The sequence below is a fragment of the Methylorubrum subtropicum genome (genome assembly GCF_038442325.1).
Classification (GTDB): Bacteria; Pseudomonadota; Alphaproteobacteria; order Rhizobiales; family Beijerinckiaceae; genus Methylobacterium; species Methylobacterium subtropicum.
Map to the genome: position 1 here is coordinate 31488 of NZ_JBBXMW010000028.1, position 18368 is coordinate 49855.

Below are 18368 nucleotides of genomic sequence, written 5' to 3' on the forward strand. Positions count from 1 at the left end.
TGCGCGGTCCCGGAATGACGGCGGTGTCCCGAAAAATCAAAACGCGTTCCGATACGCCCGCGGTGAGATCACCGTCTGGACGATGATGCTCATGTCGAGCCAGATCGACCAGTTGTCGATGTAGTGCAGGTCGGCCTGGACGCGGGCTTCCATCGCCGCGTCGGTGCGGGTCTCGCCGCGAAAGCCGTTGACTTGGGCCCAGCCGGTGATGCCGGGCTTCACGTTGTGGCGGCGTGCGTAGAGGGCGATGCGGCGCTCGAAGCTGCGGTCGTGGGCCAGCGCGTGCGGGCGGGGGCCGACCAGCGACATATCGCCGAGGATCACGTTGAGGAGCTGGGGCAGCTCGTCGATGTTGGTCTTGCGCAGGAGCGCGCCCATGCGGGTGATGCGGTCGTCGTCGCGCGAGGCCTGGCGGAACGACGCGTCGGCCTGCACCTTCATGCTGCGGAACTTGTAGACCCCGAAGGCCTGCTGGTTGAAGCCGTAGCGGCGCTGCCGGAAGAAGACCGGGCCGGGGCTGTCGAGCTTGATCAGCACGGCGACCGCGAGGAACAGCGGCGCAAGCAGGATCAGGCCGATGCCGGCGAGCGTCAGGTCGAACACGCGCTTGAGCATCACCTCGCCGGCCGAGAGCGGGCGGCGGCCGATGTTGATGCCGGACAGACGCCCGACGCGGGCGACCTGAAGATCGGGGAAGCGGTCCATCATCACGCCGGGGCGCAGGTGCAAGGCGGCCGGCACCCGCAGGAAGGCGTCGATGCAGCGCTCGATGTCGGCGGATTCCGACCACGGCACCAGCACGAACACGTCGTCGGGGCGCAGGAAGCGCACCACCGAGACGGCCAGATCGAGGTCCTCGGCGAGCAGGGCCTCGGCGCTGGCCGCCCCCGTGCTGGCGTTGAAGCGGCGCAGGTAGCTCGTGCCGACGACGCGCAGCCCCAAGGCCTCGACGTCGTTGTTGGCGTAGAAGCCCGCGATGTCCTCCTCGTAGCCGACGAGGTGGACCCGGCTCGCCGAGGCCGAGGCCGGCGTGACGTGGCGGCGCACCAGGGCGACCATGCGGGCGCGCACGAACAGGGTGGCGGGCAGCCCGACGAGGAAGAAGGCGGCCGAGGCGACGCGGGAGAAATCCGTCGAGATCTTGGTGGCGAAGCCGATCAGCAGGGCGACCGCCCAGGCCAAGAGCCACAGCGTCGCGGTGCGGCGCCGGTGCGGCGTGTTCGCGAGGCAGTGCTCGATGCTGTACTCGCCGCGGACCAGATTGGTCAGCAGGACGATGAGGGCCAGGAGCCCCGCCGTCTGCACGTTGCGGCTGAGCGCGAGCGGGATCAGCGCGCCGCCGGTGCTGTAGGCGTAATAGGCGGCATCGACCGCGTAGCCCGTCGCCATGATCGCCAGGAAATCGGCGGCGAGCAGCGCCGAGGAGATGCCGAGCCGCAAAGCCGTGCGCTCGCGCCGCGGCATCAGGGCGGCCCAGACGGCGCGGCGCGCCCGCCCGAGGGAGAGACGCTGGTAGCTCTGCGGAGGACGCTCGTGAAACATCTGTCTCGCGCGGGTACTGCCCGAGGTGGCGCCGAAGTGCCGGCCTGAGGCGAGGACTGTCCCGGAACGGAACGACTGGTCGTCGTCCCGCCCCTTCTCGGGGGATCAGGCGCAAGCCGCGCACCGGACCGAACGGGCCCGGTATGGAACGGCGCGGTTGCCGGGCTCGAGCCGGGCTGTCATGGAGCGCGAGGCGGCGGCGGACGGAGCGAGCGATGGGAGCCGGGGCGTCGGACGCGGGCGCGAGCCCGGGCTTGCAGGGGCCGCCCGCGATCGGATCGGGCGGCGAGACCGCGAAAAAAACCGGGCCGGCGCTCGCCGTGCTGATGGGTTTGAGCCTGTCGCACGGGCTCAACGACCTGATCCAGTCGCTGCTGCCGGCGATCTACCCGCTGCTGAAGCAGAACTTCCATCTCGATTTCGGGCAGATCGGGCTCATCACCCTGGCGTTCCAGGCGACCGCCTCGCTGCTCCAGCCGGCGGTCGGGCTCTACACCGACCGGCGCCCGCTGCCGTTCTCGCTCGCTAGCGGCATGGTGCTGTCCCTCGCCGGCCTCGGCCTGCTCGCCGTCGCGCCGACCTACGCCGCGCTGGTCGCGGCCGCCGCCCTCGTCGGGCTCGGCTCGGCGATCTTCCATCCCGAGGCGAGCCGGGTCGCGCGGCTCGCCTCCGGCGGGCGCTACGGGCTGGCGCAGTCGGTGTTCCAAGTGGGCGGCAATGCCGGCACGGCGCTGGGGCCGCTGCTCGCCGCCTTCGTGGTGGTGCCGCACGGCCAGGGCAGCGTCGCGTGGTTCGGGCTCGCCGCGCTCACCGGTATCGCCGTGCTGACGGTGGTCGGCCGCTGGTACGCGGGCCGGCTCGCCACGACGCCGCGGGTCGCCCGCACCGTCAGCGGGGCCGCCGCTGGCCATCTCAGCAGGGCACGGGTCGTCGCCACCATCGCGATCCTGCTGGCGCTGATTTTCTCGAAGTTCTTCTATACGGCGAGCTTCGCGTCCTACTACACGTTCTACCTGATCCACCGCTTCGGCGTGCCGGTGGCGCAGTCGCAGCTCTACCTGTTCGTGTTCCTCGGTTCGGTGGCGCTCGGCACGCTACTCGGCGGGCCGATCGGCGACCGGTTCGGGCGCAAGCCGGTGATCTGGGGCTCGATCCTCGGCGTGCTGCCCTTCACCCTGGCGCTGCCGCACGCGAATTTGTTCGGAACCGTGGCGCTCTCGGTGCCGATCGGCCTGATCCTGGCCTCGGCGCTGCCCGCGATCCTCGTCTACGCGCAGGATCTGCTGCCGGGCCGGATCGGCCTCGTCAGCGGGCTGTTCTACGGCTTCGCCTTCGGCATGGGCGGCCTCGGCGCGGCCCTGCTCGGCGAACTCGCCGACCGGGTCGGCATCGAACAAGTTTTTGTTATTTGCGCGTACCTGCCCGTCATCGGGTTTTTCGCGATCCTGTTGCCGCGGCTCCGGTAAGAACCGCGGCAGCGCAAAATCAGGCCGCCGCTTCGGCTTCCGGCCGGGCCACGGTCTGGATCGTCTCGAAGCCCTCGAACTGCGGGTGGCCGAGATAGAGCGGCTTGGTGGTCGGCACCCGGCCGTGGGCCTTGCGGAACTGCTCCGAGCGGGTCCAGGCCTCGAAATCGGCCTTCGAGCGCCAGATCGTGTGCGAGGCGTAGAGGATGTGGTCCTCGGCCTCCGGACCTTTGAGCAGGTGGAACTCGACGAAGCCCTCCATCTCGCCGAGATGGCTGTCGCGCCCGAGCCAGACCTGCTCGAAATCCTGCGCCGAATCCTTCACCACCTTGAAGCGGTTCATCGCGATGAACATGCCCGATCAACTCCCGATCCGTTGCGGCGCCGGCCTGGCGCCGTCTTGCCGTGGTCCGCGTCGCGCCTAAAATTCCTTCCGAACAGCCACGCTTGCGGCGATCCGCCGGTGGCCGGGAGGCGCGTTTAATCCGACTCTACGTAGTCTCAACCGCGGGCTGAAGCCCAGGGCCGGCGGTTCATCGCCGCGCCCTGCGCGAAGAGGACGCGGAATGCACGATATAGGCGAAATTCTGCAGGGTCGCATGATTTCGCCATAGGTACATTTCGTGAACGCAGCGGCGGCGATTGCTGAAAACTCCCAGCCATCAACAACGAGGCACTTGCATTTAGCATGCATCTCATGGTGAAGCTAAGCCGAGGCTGCTCCACAGCGATACGATTGTCTCCCGATCTGCGAGCCCGGTCCGTTCCGGCGATTGAGACCGGGATCAAGACATGCGGATTCGTTGCCGGGAGTCCGAAAGTGCGGTCGACCTGAGGTCCTCGGGCCGGCCGCGATAGCGTCAGGGACCGTACCGTAAGATGATGCCGAAACAGACCACCGATGTTGACCGCCTCGTCGGGCTCCGGATCACCGCGCTGCGCAAGGCACGAGGCCTGAGCCAGACCGCCCTGGGCACCGCCGTCGGCGTGACCTTCCAGCAGGTCCAGAAGTACGAGAAGGGTCAGAACCGCGTCGGCGCCGGGCGCCTGCGCGAGATCGCCCGCCTCCTCGAAGTGCCGGTCTCCGCCTTCTTCGACGAGGACAACGTGGCCGGCGGCCAGGAGCAGGCCGAGGTGTTCGGCTTCCTGCGTGCCCACGGCGCCGTGGACCTGCTGCGCGCCTTCGCCTCGATCGAGGACGACCAGCTCCGCCGCGAGGTTCTGGCGATCGTGCGCAGCGCCGCCCGCCTCGACCGCAAGAAGGACGCCGCCCTCGACGCCTGAGGCCGGACTCCCATCACGACAAGGCAGGCCGGGGCCCGTCCCCGGCCGCTTTCGCTTCCATGCCTCGTGAGCGCGACTCAGGCGCCGTCCGATTCGGCGATGAGGTGGAAGAAGGTTCCGGTGACGCGGCCCCGGCGATGGCCGGCAAAACCCAGGGCCACCCCCTCGGCATCCGTCACCCGCGCTAGCGCGTTTCCCGCATCGGGGGCCGGCGTCAGCTCGCTCGCGTAGTGGAATTCGTGGCCGACGAGCCGCGTGCCGGCCGCGCCGAGCATCCCCGCCTCGACCAGACGCGCCACCCGATAGCCGAGATGCAGCCGGCGCTTGGCGTATGAGGTCGCCACCGGCAGCAGGCCCGCCATCGGGTGGGTGAGCCCGTCGGCATCCTCCAGGCTCTCGCCCAGCACCATGTAGCCGCCGCACTCGCCATGGACCGGCTGGTCCTCCGCGAAACGCCGCAGGCCCTCAAGGAAGCGCGTCGCGGCGGCGAGCCGCCCGGCATGGAGTTCGGGATAGCCGCCGGGCAGCCAGCAGGCGCCGCAGGTGGGGTCGGGCGCCTCGTCGGCGAGCGGTGAGAACGGCACGATCTCGGCGCCCGCCGCCCGCCAGCCCGCCAGCATGTGCGGATAGAGGAACGAGAAGGCGGCGTCCCGCGCCACCGCGACCCGCTGGGCCGGAGGGGAGGGGAGGGCGCCGGTCCCGGCCTCCGCCCGCCCGCCCGCGACGGCGACGATGGCCTCGAGGTCGAGGGAGGCTTCCGCGAGGTCGGCGAGGCGGTCGAGCCGGGCTTCGAGATCGGCGGTCTCGCCCGCCTGGACGAGGCCGAGATGGCGCTCGGGCAGGACGAGCCCGGCCTCGCGGGGAAGCGCGCCGAGCACCCGCATGCCGATTCGGGCAAGACCCGCCTCGACGAGGCGGCGATGGCGCGGGCTCGCGACCTTGTTGAGCACCACCCCGGCCACGCGGATACGGGGATCGTAGGTGGCGCAGCCGAGCGCCACCGCGGCGGCCGATTGCGCGGCGCCCGACACGTCGAGCACCAGCAGCACCGGCCAGCCGTAACGCGCGGCGATGTCGGCGTTGGCCCCCGTGCGGCCTTCGCCCGCCACGATCCCGTCGTGCAGGCCCATCGAGCCCTCCGCGACCACGAGGGCGGCGTCGCGGGTACTGAGTCCGGCGCAGGCGTCGAGCAGCGGATCGGGCATCGCGAAGCTGTCGAGGTTGAGGCTTGGGAATCCGGTCGCGGCCTCGTGAAAGGCCGGATCGATGTAGTCCGGCCCGCATTTGGCGCCGCGCACGACGAGGCCGCGCCGCCGCAGCGCCCGCATGAGGGCGAGCGTCACCGTGGTCTTGCCCGAGCCCGAACGCGGCGCGGCGATGAGGAGGCCCGGCGCGCTCACGTGGCGTCTCCGGCTGCGTTGACCGCGCCCTGCGGCCGGAACCGGCGGTCGTAATCGGGGGCGTAGAGCGCGCTCTCGCGGAAATCCGACGGGTCGAGCGCCGGGCCGACGAGAATCAGCGCGGTGCGCTCGATCTTTTCGGCCTTCACCCGCTCGGGGAGCGCGGCGAGGGGGCCGGTGAGCACCCGCTCGTCGGGCCATGTCGCGCGAAACACCACGGCCGCCGGGCAGTCGGCCCCGTAGAACGGCGCGAGTTCGGCCACGACCGTATCGATCACGTGGATCGACAGGTGCAGGGCGAGCGTCGCCCCGGTCGCCGCGAAGGCCGCCAGCCGCTCCCGCTCCGGCATCGGGCTGGCACGGCCGGTGGTGCGGGTCAGGACCAGCGATTGCGCCAGCCCCGGCACGGTGAGTTCGCGCCCGAGCACGGCCGCCGCGGCGGCGAAGGAGGGGACACCCGGCGTCACCGTGTAGGGAATGCCGAGCGCATCGAGCCGCCGGGTCTGCTCGGCCAGCGCGCTCCAGATCGACAGGTCGCCCGAATGCAGCCGGGCCACGTCCTGGCCCTTGGCGTGGGCGGCCGAGATTTCGGCCATGATCGCGTCGAGATCGAGCGGCGCGGTGTCGACGATGCGGGCGCCCGGCGGGCACCACGACAGGATCTCGGGGGCCACCAGCGAGCCCGCATAGAGGCAGACCGGGCAGGCGGCGACGCGGTCGCGCCCGCGCACGGTGATGAGGTCGGCGGCGCCGGGGCCGGCGCCGATGAAATGGACGGTCATCGGGACCGCTTACAGCATCGGGCCGGGCCTTGGGGAGATCGGCCGACGTCTCCGCGTCATGAGGCGGCAAGCGCGCAGGTCGCGCCCGCGCTGGCGATGCGGGGCAGGAGGAGGCGTGCGTTGGGGCCCGCAGCGGCGAGTGCGGCGGCCTCCGCCACCGAGCCGACGCCGCGGCTCGCCGCGATCCGGGCGGAGCGGGTCACGACGCCCGCATCGACCGCCGCCAGCGCATCGGGCGAAACCGCGACGGGCTTCAAGCCGAAGGCGGCGGCGGCGGCGCGGCATACGTCCTCGCCAGCCCGGTCGGCGGCGGTGGCGATGGCGGCGAGTGCGTCCGGCGCGAACTCGGCCTCGGCCAGAGCGCGGCCGATCAGATCGACGATCTCCTCCACGGTCGCCGCGTGGCGGAAGCCGATGCCGGCGACGAGGCGCACCCGGTCGGTCATCGGTGAAGGACGACCGGCCGCGAGCCTTCACCTTCCCCCCAACGGATCTCGGGCTTGCCCGAGATCCGTTGGGGGGAGGGATCGCGCATCACGGGCGCGTCCGAGGGCCCGCTCACGGCTTGGTCCAGACCCACTGCGTCACCGGCATGGCCGGGCGCCAGCCGGTCAGCCCGCCGACCGGCGCGGCGTGGGCGACCGAGAGCCGGCGCAGGCGCCCGCCGGTGTCGGTATAGGCGGCGAGCAGGGCGGCCTCGCCCTCCAGCGTCACGGCGTTGGCTACGAGCCGGCCCGCGGACGGCAGGGCGGCGCGGCAGGCGGCGAGCAGGCCGGGCTCGGCCACGCCGCCGCCGACGAACACCGCTTGCGGCGCCGGCAGATCGGCGAGCGACTCCGCGGAAGCGCCGCGCACCACCGCGACCCGCGCCCCGACGCCGAGGCTTTTGGCATTCCGCCCGATCCGCTCGGCGCGGTCGTCGCGCCGCTCGACCGCGACGGCGCGGTTGGCCGGATGGCGCAGGCACCACTCGATCGAGACCGAGCCGGCCCCCGCGCCGAGGTCCCATAGGGTCTCACCGGCCCGCGGGCGTAGCGCCGCGAGGGTGATGGCGCGAATCTCGGCCTTTGTGAGTTGCCCGTCGTTCTCGAACCACGCGTCGTCGAGGCCGGGGCTGAGGGACACGATCCGGGCGTCCGGCGTCGCCTCGACCGCGACGGCGAGCGTGTTGAGCGGGTCGATGTCGGTGAGGGCGAAGTCTTTTGCGATGTCCGAGCGCAGGCGCTCGCGCGGGCCGCCCATGGCTTCGAGGACGGTGAGTCGCGAGCCGCCCATGCCGCGCTCGGTCAGCAGGGCCGCGACCGTGGCGGGCGTCGAGCCGTCCCAAGATAGGGCGAGGATGCGCGCACCCGGCTGGAGATGGGGGACGACTCCAAAAAGATCGCGGCCGTGGAGGGTGATGCAGGCGGTCTCGGGCAGCGACCAGCCGAGCCGGGCGGCGGCGAGGCTGAAGGCCGAGGGTTGGGGGAAGGCGCGGATCTCTCCCGCCGGCACGAGGCGCGCGATCTCGGCGCCGATGCCGAAATGGAAGGGATCGCCGGTGGCGATGAGGCAGGTCGGCCGCCCGCGCCGGGCCAGGATGTCCGGGTAGGCCGCACTGATCGGGCTCGGCCAGGGCCGTTCCTCCGCCCTCAGCGGCGCGGCGAGCGCGAGATGGCGGCGCCCGCCATAGACCACCTCCGCCGCGTCGAGGGCGGCGGCGGCGGCGGGCGAGAGCCCGGCCCGGCCGTCCTCGCCGAGGCCGACAATGGCGAGCCAGGGGGCGAGGGCCGGCTCGGGAGAGAGCGGGCCGGTCATGGCCGGGACGGCACGGGGAGGGTCATCGGAGCCTGCTCGCCTGAGGTCTCCTACCCATCCCCCTCATCCTGAGGTGCTGGAGCGAAGCGGAAGCCTCGAAGGAGGGCTCCAGTTCGCTCGGCGACTTCTGGAGCCCTCCTTCGAGGCTGCTCCGCAGCACCTCAGGATGAGGGGGGTGGTGGGACAGGGGCGTTCTCCCTGCCCGGAACCGATCCGGCCCGTCAAATCTCCTTGTGAGGCGGGCCGGCTTCGCGCCGGCCCGCCCTCGTGGTCAGACCGCCGGCCGGGTGGCGAGCGGGGCGGCGACCGCCGGCACGGCCGGGCCCTCGACGCCGAGATAGGCGCGGCGGGCGGGCTTCAGGACGAACCACGCCAGCGCCGCGACGATCAGATCGAGGGCGATGGCGATGCCGAAGACCGGTACCCAGCTGCCCATGCCGTCGTGGAGCAGCGCGGCCACGGGGCCGCCGAGCAGCGAGCCGACGCCCTGGGCCATGTAGAGGAAGCCGTAGTTCGTCGTCGCGTGCTTGGTCCCGAAGGTGTCCGTGAGGGTGGACGGGAACAGCGAGAAGATCTCGCCCCAGGCGAAGAACACCAGCCCCGAGAGCAGGGCGAAGGCGTAGGCGTTCTCGCGGAACATCAGCAGCATGCAGATGGCCACGGCCTCGAGCGCGAAGGCGACCGCCATGGTGTTCTCGCGGCCGACATGGTCCGAGACCCAGCCGAAGAACGGCCGGGTCAGGCCGTTGGTGATGCGGTCGAAGGTGAGCGCGAAGGGCAGCGCCGCGAAGCCGAACACGATGGCGTCGGCCACGCCGAATTCCTTCGCGAAGGCCGCGAAGTTCGCCACCACCATCAGGCCGCCGGTCGACATCATCGCCATCATGGCGAACATCAGCCAGAACAGCGGGGTCTTGAGCATCTGGGCCGGGGCCACGTCGCGGGCGGCGCTGGCGACCTTGTCGGCGGGGATCGCGGGCGTCTCGCCGGGCTTGGGGCTGCGCAGGCCGAGCGCCGCCACCACGCCGACCACGGCCATGATCGCGCCGAACACGAGCAGCGTGTGGCGGTAGCCGGAGGCCGCCATCATGTCGGTGATCGGGAAGGTGGTGGCGATGGCGCCCATGCCGTAGCCCGCCGCGACCACGCCCGCCGCGAAGCCCCGCCGCTCGGGGAACCAGCGCACCATGAGCCCGACCACGCCGACATAGACGATGCCGGTGCCGAGCCCGCACAGCAGGCCGTAGGTGGCGTAGAGGCCCCACAGCGAATCGACCTTCGAGGCCGCGACCCAGCCGAGGCCGGACAGCGCGGCGCCGAGCGCGATCATCGCCTTGGCGCTGAAGCGCTCGATCAGCCAGCCCTGGACCGGCGAGAAGAAGGTCTGGAGCACGATGAGCAGCGTGAAGGCGACCTGCACGGCGGCCAGGCTCGCCCCCGTCGTCGCCTGGAACGGCTTCACGAAGAGCGTCCAGACATATTGCGGGCTGGAGATCGTCATCATCACGATCAGGCCCAGGGCGAGCTGAATCCAGCGGGTCCGGTTGGATGTCGTATCCATCATTCACTCCTTGACGGCTCCGGGCCTGAGCAAGGGGTGTGCCAGCCTCTACGCTGGCGATGGGCCGATAACCTATGTTGCTCCGTGATTTGCTTTGGCAAAACTATCGGGATCGCAAAGGGATCATCCCTTTGCCGGGGCGCGGGGCAGAGCCCCGCTTCTTCCCAGGGCTCAGCCCTGGACCCGCCAAAGGGCTTGCCCTTTGGGAACCCCTTACAGGCCCTCGGCGCCGCCGTCGGAGCGGGGGTCGTGGGTGGCCTCGATGCGGCCGTTGTTCGCGTAGCGCACCAGCATGCCGGCGTGGCCGAGCGAGTCGATGTAGGCGCCGCCCAACTCCTCGATGTCGTGGCCCATGCGCTTGAGCGCAGCGATGCAGGCCGGATCGAACCGGTCCTCGACCTTCACCGAGAGCGATTCCGCGCCCCAGGTCCGGCCGTAGAGCAGGCGCGGGGCGTCCACCGCGTCGGCCACCGACATCCCGTAATCGGCGTAGCGGGAAAAAATCTGCGCCTGGAATTGCGGCTGCCCGTCGCCGCCCATCGAGCCGTAGGACATCACGCGGCCGTCGTCGAAGGCGGCGAGCGCCGGGATCAGGGTGTGGAACGGGCGCCGGCCCGGCTCCAGCGGGTTCACGGCGCCCAGGTCGAGCGAGAACGACATGCCGCGGTTCTGCCAGCAGATGCCGGTCGAGGGCAGGACGCAGCCCGAGCCGTATTCCCAATAGACCGACTGGATGAACGACACCGCCATCCCGTCCGCATCGATCGCGCCCATCCACACGGTGTCGCCCTCGCCCGAGCGCACCGGGATGCCGGCGGCGCGGCCCATGTCGATCAGCGCCGCCTCGCGGTCGAGCCGGCGCGGGTCGAGGAAGGCGGACGGATCGCCCTTGAGGCGGTCGAAATCGGTGACGAACCGGTCGCGGATCGCGAAGGCGCGCTTCGTCGCCTCGATCAGCCCGTGATAATGCGCCGTGCTCTCGGCCTGCTTCACGTTCAGGCGCTCGAAGATCCCGAGAATGATCAGCGCGGCGAGCCCCTGGGTCGGCGGGGGGAAGTTGTAGAGCGTGGCGTCGCGCCGCCGCAGCGTGAGCGGGGCCCGCTCGCGCGCCGCGTAGGCCTGGAGGTCGGCCCGTGTCACCGGCGCGCCGAGGCGCTCCAGGTCGGCGGCGATCTCGCGGGCGATGTCGCCGCGATAGAAGTCGGACAGGCCGGCGTGGACCAGCTGCTCCAGCGTGTCGGCGAGCTTGGGCTGGTGCCGCAACGCGCCCGCCGCGTAGGGCTTGCCCTCGGTGAGGTAGGTTGCGGCAAAGTTCGGCTGGTCGTGGAGCGTGTCGAGTTCCTTCGGCACGTAGCGCGCCTCGGAGGCCGAGACCGGGCAGCCCGCGCGGGCGTGGCGGATCGCGTCGCCGAGGATCGCGTCGAGGGGCAGCCGCCCGCCGAAGGCACGCGCCATGGCGAGCGCCAGATCCCAGCCGCCGACCGTGCCGGCCACCGTCACCGCGGCGTCGGGGCCGCGCGAGGGAATCGCCTCGACCTCCCGCTCGCGGTAGCGCGCCCGCGTGGCGAGCGAGCCTGCCGGGCCGCAGGCCTCGATGCCGCGCACCCGCCCGCCCTTCTCGCGGATCAGCCAGAAACCGTCGCCGCCGATGCCGTTCATGTGCGGGTAGACCACGGCGATCGCGGCAGCCATCGCGACCATCGCCTCGATGGCGTTGCCGCCCTGGGCCAGCACGCTCTGGCCGGCTTTCGCCGCGAGCGCGTGGGGCGCGGCGACGGCGGCGTGGGCGAAGACGGGGGTCTCGGGCATGAACGGAACTCGGGGTGTCGATACGGGAACGGCACGGAAGGCAGGATCAGGACCACGGCCCGACCGCGACGGCAACAACCTTCGCGGCATCGGCGACGCGGCGGCTGGCTTGCGCGAGGCTTGAAAAAGGTTCCGTGCGCCCCACGCGTTTCTTGCGATGTGGCGAAAATGGGACTGTGCAACGGCGCGGCGAATGACATGATGATTCGCGGCGAATCGGCGGGCACTTCCCCAGATGAAGCAGAATGAGCGGGCGCTTCTTCAGGAGCGCGTGAGAACACTTGTCTTGCGTCACGCTTTGGAAGCAGCGCTTCAGCGGGTCGCCGATCTTTCCGGCTTTTCCGCCGAGGAAGACCTTTTGAGACTTGAGCACGCCATCGTCGGCGCGACCCGCCGGGTCGGCGAGATGCCGGGCGACGTCAAGCTCGCCACGCTCGTCGCGGTCGAGGATGCGGTCGCGGTCATCCGCGGCGCTTTTGACGCGGTGCATCAGACCGTCGAGCCCGCGCCGGTGCCGGCACTCGCGGCCTAAACCCTCAACTTTCCGTCTCTCCCCGGCGTGCGGCGATTGAATTGCCGCGCCGGCATGGGCATATCGCCCCGGCTTTTTTCCAAAGCCGGGGAGGCACTGCGTGAGCGAGACGGTGGAGCGGCACGAATTCGGTGCCGAGGTCGGGCGCCTGTTGGATCTGGTCGTCCACGCGCTCTATTCCGACCGCGAAATCTTTCTGCGCGAACTCGTCGCCAACGCGGCGGACGCGACCGACCGGCGCCGGTTCGAGGCGCTGACCAACGAGGCCCTGGCCCTTCCCCCGGACGCCAAGGTGCTGATCGCCCCCGACAAGGCGGCGCGCACCCTGACCATTTCCGATGCCGGCATCGGCATGGCCAAGGACGATCTTGCCCAGAATTTGGGCACCATTGCCCGCTCCGGCACCCGCGCCTTCTCGCAGGCGCTCGGCGAGAAGAGCGGCGAGGGCGAGGACCTGCGCCCGAGCCTGATCGGCCAGTTCGGCGTCGGCTTCTACTCGGCCTTCATGGTGGCCGACCGCGTCACCGTCACCTCGCGCCGTGCCGGCACCGACGAGGCCTGGACCTGGGCCTCCGACGGCAAGGGCAGCTACACCCTGGAATCTGCTACCCGCGAGCAGGCCGGCACTGACATCGTGCTTCACATGAAGGACGACGCCGACGAGTATCTGGAGAGCTACCGGCTCGACCACGTCGTGCGCAAATGGGCCGACAACATCGCCGTGCCGATCGCGATCCGCGACGAGGAGGGCAAGGAGGAGGCCGCCAACCGCGGCACCGCCCTATGGCGCAAGCCCAAGTCCGAGGTGACGGAGGAGCAGTACAAGGAGTTCTACCGCACCGTCAGCCACGGCTTCGACGAGCCCTGGGCGACCCTGCACTGGCGGGCCGAGGGCGCGCTGGAATTCACCGGCCTCCTGTTCGTGCCGAGCATGAAGCCGTTCATGGCGGTGGAGGACGACCGCCGCTCCAAGGTGCGGCTGCACGTGCGGCGCATGTTCATCACCGACGAGGCCGAGCTGCTGCCGAACTGGCTGCGCTTCGTCCACGGCGTGGTCGATACCGACGACCTGCCGCTCAACGTCTCGCGCGAGATGCTGCAATCGACGCCGACGCTTCAAAAAATTCGCCGTGCGGTGACGACCCGCGTGATCAACGAGCTGTCGAGCCGCTCGAAGAACGCCGAGAAGGCCGAGGACTACCAAAAATTCTTCGAGAATTTCGGCCCGATCCTGAAGGAGGGCATCTACGAGGATTTCGAGCGCCGCGCCGAGATCGCGCCGCTGCTGCGCTTCCGCTCATCGACGGAAGCCGGCTGGACCTCGCTGCCCGACTACGTGTCGCGGATGAAGCCGGAGCAGGAGGCGATCTACTACCTCGTCGCCGACGACGTGGAGGCGCTGAAGAACTCCGCCCAGCTCGAGGGATTCCGCGCCCGCGGCATCGAGGTGCTGCTGCTCTCCGACCACGTCGATGCGTTCTGGCCCGAGCAGCTGGGCAAGTTCGAGGATAAGCCCCTGCGCTCGGTCACGCAGGGCGCGGCCGACCTGTCGAAGTTCAAGTCTGACGACGAGGCCGGCGAGACGCCGACTGCCGACAAGCTGGTGGCGGCGCTCAAGCTCGCGCTCGGCGCCGACGTGTCGGACGTGCGCACGACCGACCGCCTCGTCGACAGCGCGGTGGTGCTCGCGGCCTCCGGTTCGGGGCCCGACCTGCAGATGCAGCGCCTGCTGCGCCGGGCCGGCCGCGGCTTCGGGGGCGGCGCGCCGATCCTGGAGATCAACCCGCGCCACGCCCTGATCCGCGCGCTCGACGCCCGCGCCGAGACCGGCGAAGACCTCGCCTCCGAGGCCGGCACCCTGCTCGACCTCGCCCGCGTGCAGGACGGCGACACCCCGCGCGATCCGGTCGCCTTCGCCCGCGCGGTCGCGAGCGCGCTCGCGAGGGCCTCGGCACCTCAGGCGTGAGGGGGATGAGGGGCGCGGATCAGATCCGCGTCCCGTCATCTTTCGGCGGGGAGCCGCAGCGGAAGCGGGCGACCCGCCAGCGGTCGCCGTGGGCGTTCTGCCACGCCGCCATCTGCGGCTGGGCCACCGCGAGGCACTGTTGCGGCGTGACGATGTCTTCGTTGAAGCGGTGAACCCGCACCACGCAATGGGTGGGGTTGGCGACCATGCAGGTCATGAAGTAGAGGCCGTAGAGCATGCGGTGAGGCTCCGTGACGTCGTGAGCATCGCCTCCCGGGCCGTGGCGTTTCTTGATCGTTTGCCGAGAAAGCACATCGCAATCGGTGTGCCGAAGGTTCCGCCGTGCCTTGTCTAAAATGCACGGCCGGAATGCTGTTGTCGCAGTGCAACATATTCGGTGAGGCAACCGGTTCGGGCACCCGGCGTTGACAGCCTCGCCCGTCCCGCGCGAACAGCGAAGCATGACCGCCGAACCCTCCCGCGATCCGCAGACCGCCCGCCACGACAAGCGGGTCGCCTTCGGCATCCTCGGCCTCGTGGCCGCGACCGTACTGATCGGGGCGCTCGCGCCGATGGGGCCGTCCGCGGGGCATAAGGCTGCTGCGCTGGCGCCCGCCGACGATCCGGCCTGCGCCGAGTGGGGTGACGGCTGCAAGGTCTGCCGCCGCCTCGAGACCGGCGCCGCCTGCTCGCTGCCGGGCATCGCCTGCACGCCGGGCAAGGTGGCCTGCCTGCGCGGCACCGGGGAGCCGTGAGCCGACCGGCCCTCCGCTTCGCGCCGAGCCCGAACGGCCGGCTCCATCTCGGCCACGCCTTTTCCGCCCTCACCAACGCCCGCATCGCCGACGATCTCGGCGGCCGTCTGCTCCTGCGGATCGAGGACATCGATCTCGGCCGCACCCGGCCCGCCTTCGTGCAAGGCCTCCTCGACGACCTCGCGTGGCTCGGTGTGAGCTTCGACGGTCCGGTGCGGCGCCAGTCCGAACACTTTTCGGACTATGCGCGGGCGCGGGATGCGCTCGCCGGGCGAAAGCTGCTCTATCCGTGCTTCTGCTCGCGCGGGCGGATCGCGGCGGCTGTGGCCGAGCGCGAGGCTTCAGGCGTGGCGGCGGCACGCGATCCCGACGGCGCGCCGCTCTATCCCGGCACCTGCCGCGCGCTCTCCGGCGACGAAGTCCGGGCCCGCATCCAGGCGGGTGCGCCGCATACGTGGCGCCTCGACGGCGCGGCGGCCCTGGCCCAGGTCACCGCTCCCCTCGTCATCCGCCGCTTCGCTCCGGACGGCGCGGAAGAGACCGTCCCGGCCGATCCGGCCCGCTGGGGCGACGCGGTGATCGCCCGCCGCGACGTGCCGACGAGCTACCATCTCGCGGTGGTCTGGGACGACGCGGAGCAGGACATCAGCCACGTGGTGCGCGGCCAGGACTTGGCGGCGGCGACCGACCTGCACGTCCTGCTGCAGCATCTGCTCGGCTTGCCGAGCCCGGCCTATCACCACCACGGCCTGATCCGCGACGAGACCGGCGACAAGCTCGCCAAGTCGAAGGGCTCGGAATCGCTGGCGGACCTGCGCTCGCGCGGCATCACCCCGAGCGCGATCCGCTCGATGCTGGGCTTCGCCTGAAGGCAGAGGTTTCGAAAGGACGAGTCCTTTCGCGGGTCCAGGGCAGAGCCCTGGTCTTGGAGGGAAGCCGGGGCTCCGCCCCGGCGCCCCGCCAAAGGGATGATCCCTTTGGGAACCCGGACTTCAGCGCATCGCGTCGCGTTGGGCCATGGTGGTGGCGGATTTCGACTTCTGCATCGTCGCTTCGATCTGGTCGCGCTGGCGCTTGAACTCGGCGAGCAGGCGCCCGTCGAGTTCGCGCCCGCGCGGCACGCGGATCTTCATCGGATCGACGAAGTGGCCGTTGATGACGACCTCGTAGTGCAGGTGCGCGCCGGTGGAGAGGCCGGTCGAGCCGACATAGCCGATCACCTGCCCCTGCCGCACCCGCGCCCCGGCGGTGACGCCGCGGGCGAAGCGGGACATATGGTTGTAGGTGGTGACGTAGCCGTTGATGTGCTGGATCTCGACCCGGCGCCCGTAGCCCGAATCCCATTCCGCCTTGATGACGGTGCCGTTGCCCGCGGCCACGATCGGCGTGCCGATGGGGTTGGCCCAATCGACGCCGGTGTGGAGCTTGGCGTAGCCGAGGATCGGATGGCGCCGGTAGCCGAAGCCGGAGCGCATGATGCCGTCGGCGATGGGCTTGCGGATCAGGAACTTCTTCAGCGACCGGCCCTGGTCGTCGAGATAGTCGATTCCGCCGTCGTCGGGCGACTGGAAGCGGAAGACCTTGCGCCACTCGCCGCCGAGGTTGAGCGCGGCGTAGAGCAGTTCCGGCCGCTCGGCCGCAGAGGGGCCGGCATCCTCGTCGTAGGTGTAGAACAGGTCGAGCCCGTCGCCCGCCGAGATGCGGCGCTGAAAGTCGATGTCGTAGCTGAACACCCGGACGATGTCCTCTACGGTGGGGCGCGGCACGTCGTGGCGCGCGGCCGTCTCGTAGAGGCTCTGGTAGAGCCGCGGGCCGGTACCCTCGTCCTCCTCGTCGTCGCCGTCCTGCGCCTCGGCCTGCGCCGGCTGGCTCCGGTTCTTGCTCTCGTCCACCGGCGGGGCAACGGGCACGAAGGCGCCCCGGTCGTTGATCGCGGCGATGGCCTGCACGCCGCTCTCGCCGTAGAGCACCACGCGGGTCACCTGCCGCCCGTCGCCGGGCTTGGGCCCCGGCGCGACCTGCACGCGGAACTGCTGGCCTTCCGACAGGCCCGATACCTTCGCCTTGCCGCCGAGCGCGGCGACGATGCCGGCGATCGCCGCATCCGAGGCGTGGCCGGTGGCCTTGAGCATCGCCTCGACCGTGTCGCCGCGCTTGAGCGCGAGGTCGCGCTCCTCCACCAGCGGCGCCTCGCCCGAGCGCAACTCGACCTTGGCGAGCTTGGTGACGTTCTCGGGGACGACCAGCACCTCGATCGACTTGAACGGGCTGCCGTCCTCCGGCTTCTTCTGGTCGAAGCCGGGGAAGGTGGAGGCTTGGCGCAGCGTGCGCGAAAGCATGATCTGCGGCGCGAGCGGGAGCGCCGTGCGTCGTCCGGCCTCCGCCGTGAGGCGGCGCTCCTCCTCGACCTGCGCGGTCACGTCCTCGTCGGACAGAGCGGGGGCGTTCGGGTCGAGCGCGACGTCGGTGAGATCGCGCTTCACCACGGTGACTTCGGCGCCCGGCGCGTCGGCCGCGCTCGGCTCGGGCGCGCGCTCCTGCGGCTCGTCGGAGACGAACTTCATCGGATCGAAGCGCGGCACGTCGGCGGCAAACACCCCGGTCTGCATCGACAGGGCCGAGGCGATCCGCACGAACGGCTTGACCTTGATGATCTCGCGGTCGCCGAGCCGCACCGTCACGGGCGTGCGGAACGTCTGCTTGGCCGAGGCGATCATCAGGTTGCGCACCAACCGGTCGCCCTTGTGGGCGAGGGCGACCGCGGCCTCTTCCGCGGGCTGCGGCCGGGCGATCAGAGCCGGCTTGTCGGAGATCGCGGCGAGCGACACGTCGCCCTGCAGCGAGACGTGGATCGCGGCGCCGATCAGCAGTGCGCCGGTGATGCCGGTGAGCGCACTGGCACAGAGCCAGCGCAGGTTGACGTCGCGGCGGTCGATCTGGCGGGCATTCGCCCCGAGGAGGTTGAGCGGCGGCTCGACGCCGCGGGGCAGGTTGGCCGGGCGCCGCTGCGCGCCGGCCGCTCCTCCGATCTTCAGCCGCTCGCGCGTCACGGGCTTCCTCTGGATGGGCGCTTCGGACCGGATGTCGCGAAGAGATTTACCAGAGTTGCCCCGACCGGGCGACCTGGACCTGAGCCCCGGGGTGTCCGGGGCCAGCATGTCCACATTGAGGCGAGCCCCGCGATCGGGAGAGTCTCGCGCGCGAGCGTCCTGTCACACCCCCGTGATCCGCCCGTGATCGGATGCGGGGAACTTTTTTCGATTTCGCGATTGACGGGACCGGACGGACCCCGTAAACGCTCTTTCACCGACGGGGCGCCGCGGCCCACCACACGGTGGGGCAGCGAGCCGGAGGTCATCGGGACTGATTGAGCGGCACGGCTGATCCGGGCGACTGGATCGGACGATCGCTGTCCTTCGTGTCCCCGATGTGTCGATCGGATGACGGTTGACAGGACGGTTCGCCGGCTCTAGA

Annotated in this window: 16 protein-coding genes; 5 read left to right on the plus strand and 11 right to left on the minus strand. The window is 70.8% G+C overall.

Annotation, left to right across the window (positions count from 1 at the left end; genetic code table 11):
* Positions 1-36 precede the first annotated feature (36 nt).
* Positions 37-1542, minus strand: a complete 1506-nt coding sequence (locus AAHG03_RS24655) for an exopolysaccharide biosynthesis polyprenyl glycosylphosphotransferase (RefSeq protein ID WP_342154025.1) — start codon at positions 1540-1542, stop codon at positions 37-39.
* Positions 1543-1757: 215 nt separating this feature from the next.
* On the opposite strand from AAHG03_RS24655, the gene AAHG03_RS24660 reads away from it, so the two are divergent.
* The gene (locus AAHG03_RS24660) at positions 1758-3008 is read left to right on the plus strand and encodes an MFS transporter (RefSeq protein WP_342154027.1); all 1251 of its coding nucleotides are present in this window, start codon (positions 1758-1760) and stop codon (positions 3006-3008) included.
* Positions 3009-3027: 19 nt separating this feature from the next.
* Here AAHG03_RS24660 and AAHG03_RS24665 read toward each other — a convergent pair whose 3' ends face one another.
* Positions 3028-3363 carry an antibiotic biosynthesis monooxygenase family protein gene (locus tag AAHG03_RS24665; protein WP_342154029.1) on the minus strand — a complete coding sequence of 112 codons (336 nt, stop codon included), beginning with the start codon at positions 3361-3363 and terminating at the stop codon, positions 3028-3030.
* A gap of 524 nt (positions 3364-3887) precedes the next feature.
* Between AAHG03_RS24665 and AAHG03_RS24670 the strand changes: the two genes are divergently transcribed.
* On the plus strand, positions 3888-4292 hold the full coding sequence (locus AAHG03_RS24670) for a helix-turn-helix domain-containing protein (RefSeq protein WP_342154032.1): 405 nt from the start codon (positions 3888-3890) through the stop codon (positions 4290-4292).
* Positions 4293-4369: 77 nt separating this feature from the next.
* On the opposite strand, the gene AAHG03_RS24675 is transcribed toward AAHG03_RS24670, so the two are convergent.
* From AAHG03_RS24675 to AAHG03_RS24705, 7 genes are all read right to left on the minus strand, one after another.
* A complete protein-coding gene (locus AAHG03_RS24675; protein ID WP_342154034.1) occupies positions 4370-5692 on the minus strand; it encodes a cobyrinate a,c-diamide synthase in 1323 nt (440 codons plus the stop codon).
* Positions 5689-6474 (minus strand): precorrin-4 C(11)-methyltransferase, encoded by a 786-nt coding sequence (gene cobM / locus AAHG03_RS24680; RefSeq protein WP_342154036.1) that lies wholly within the window; start codon positions 6472-6474, stop codon positions 5689-5691. Before cobM ends, AAHG03_RS24675 begins: the two co-directional genes overlap by 4 nt.
* A 56-nt stretch (positions 6475-6530) precedes the next feature.
* Positions 6531-6920, minus strand: coding sequence for a cobalamin biosynthesis protein (locus AAHG03_RS24685; protein WP_342154038.1), 390 nt, complete (start codon positions 6918-6920; stop codon positions 6531-6533).
* Between the two features lie 112 nt (positions 6921-7032).
* Complete coding sequence (gene cbiE / locus AAHG03_RS24690) at positions 7033-8271, minus strand: precorrin-6y C5,15-methyltransferase (decarboxylating) subunit CbiE (RefSeq protein WP_342154040.1); 1239 nt, start codon at positions 8269-8271, stop codon at positions 7033-7035.
* A gap of 271 nt (positions 8272-8542) precedes the next feature.
* Positions 8543-9832, minus strand: coding sequence for an oxalate/formate MFS antiporter (gene oxlT, locus AAHG03_RS24695; protein ID WP_342154042.1), 1290 nt, complete (start codon positions 9830-9832; stop codon positions 8543-8545).
* Positions 9833-10045: 213 nt separating this feature from the next.
* Complete coding sequence (locus AAHG03_RS24700) at positions 10046-11641, minus strand: gamma-glutamyltransferase family protein (protein WP_342154044.1); 1596 nt, start codon at positions 11639-11641, stop codon at positions 10046-10048.
* Positions 11642-11687: 46 nt separating this feature from the next.
* Positions 11688-12131: a hypothetical protein gene (locus tag AAHG03_RS24705; protein ID WP_342154046.1), complete on the minus strand. Its 444-nt coding sequence runs from the start codon at positions 12129-12131 to the stop codon at positions 11688-11690.
* Positions 12132-12273: 142 nt separating this feature from the next.
* Here AAHG03_RS24705 and htpG point away from each other — a divergent pair, with 142 nt between their 5' ends.
* Positions 12274-14139: a molecular chaperone HtpG gene (gene htpG, locus AAHG03_RS24710; protein WP_342154048.1), complete on the plus strand. Its 1866-nt coding sequence runs from the start codon at positions 12274-12276 to the stop codon at positions 14137-14139.
* Positions 14140-14158: 19 nt separating this feature from the next.
* Here htpG and AAHG03_RS24715 read toward each other — a convergent pair whose 3' ends face one another.
* Positions 14159-14377 (minus strand): hypothetical protein, encoded by a 219-nt coding sequence (locus AAHG03_RS24715; protein WP_342154050.1) that lies wholly within the window; start codon positions 14375-14377, stop codon positions 14159-14161.
* A gap of 223 nt (positions 14378-14600) precedes the next feature.
* Here AAHG03_RS24715 and AAHG03_RS24720 point away from each other — a divergent pair, with 223 nt between their 5' ends.
* Together AAHG03_RS24720 and gluQRS are read left to right on the plus strand one after the other, a co-directional pair.
* Positions 14601-14894 carry a hypothetical protein gene (locus AAHG03_RS24720; RefSeq protein WP_342154052.1) on the plus strand — a complete coding sequence of 98 codons (294 nt, stop codon included), beginning with the start codon at positions 14601-14603 and terminating at the stop codon, positions 14892-14894.
* Positions 14891-15763 (plus strand): tRNA glutamyl-Q(34) synthetase GluQRS, encoded by an 873-nt coding sequence (gene gluQRS / locus AAHG03_RS24725; protein WP_342154054.1) that lies wholly within the window; start codon positions 14891-14893, stop codon positions 15761-15763. The genes AAHG03_RS24720 and gluQRS overlap by 4 nt, the downstream gene beginning before the upstream one ends.
* A gap of 123 nt (positions 15764-15886) precedes the next feature.
* On the opposite strand, the gene AAHG03_RS24730 is transcribed toward gluQRS, so the two are convergent.
* Positions 15887-17944 (minus strand): M23 family metallopeptidase, encoded by a 2058-nt coding sequence (locus tag AAHG03_RS24730; protein ID WP_342154056.1) that lies wholly within the window; start codon positions 17942-17944, stop codon positions 15887-15889.
* Between the last annotated feature and the right edge of the window lie 424 nt (positions 17945-18368).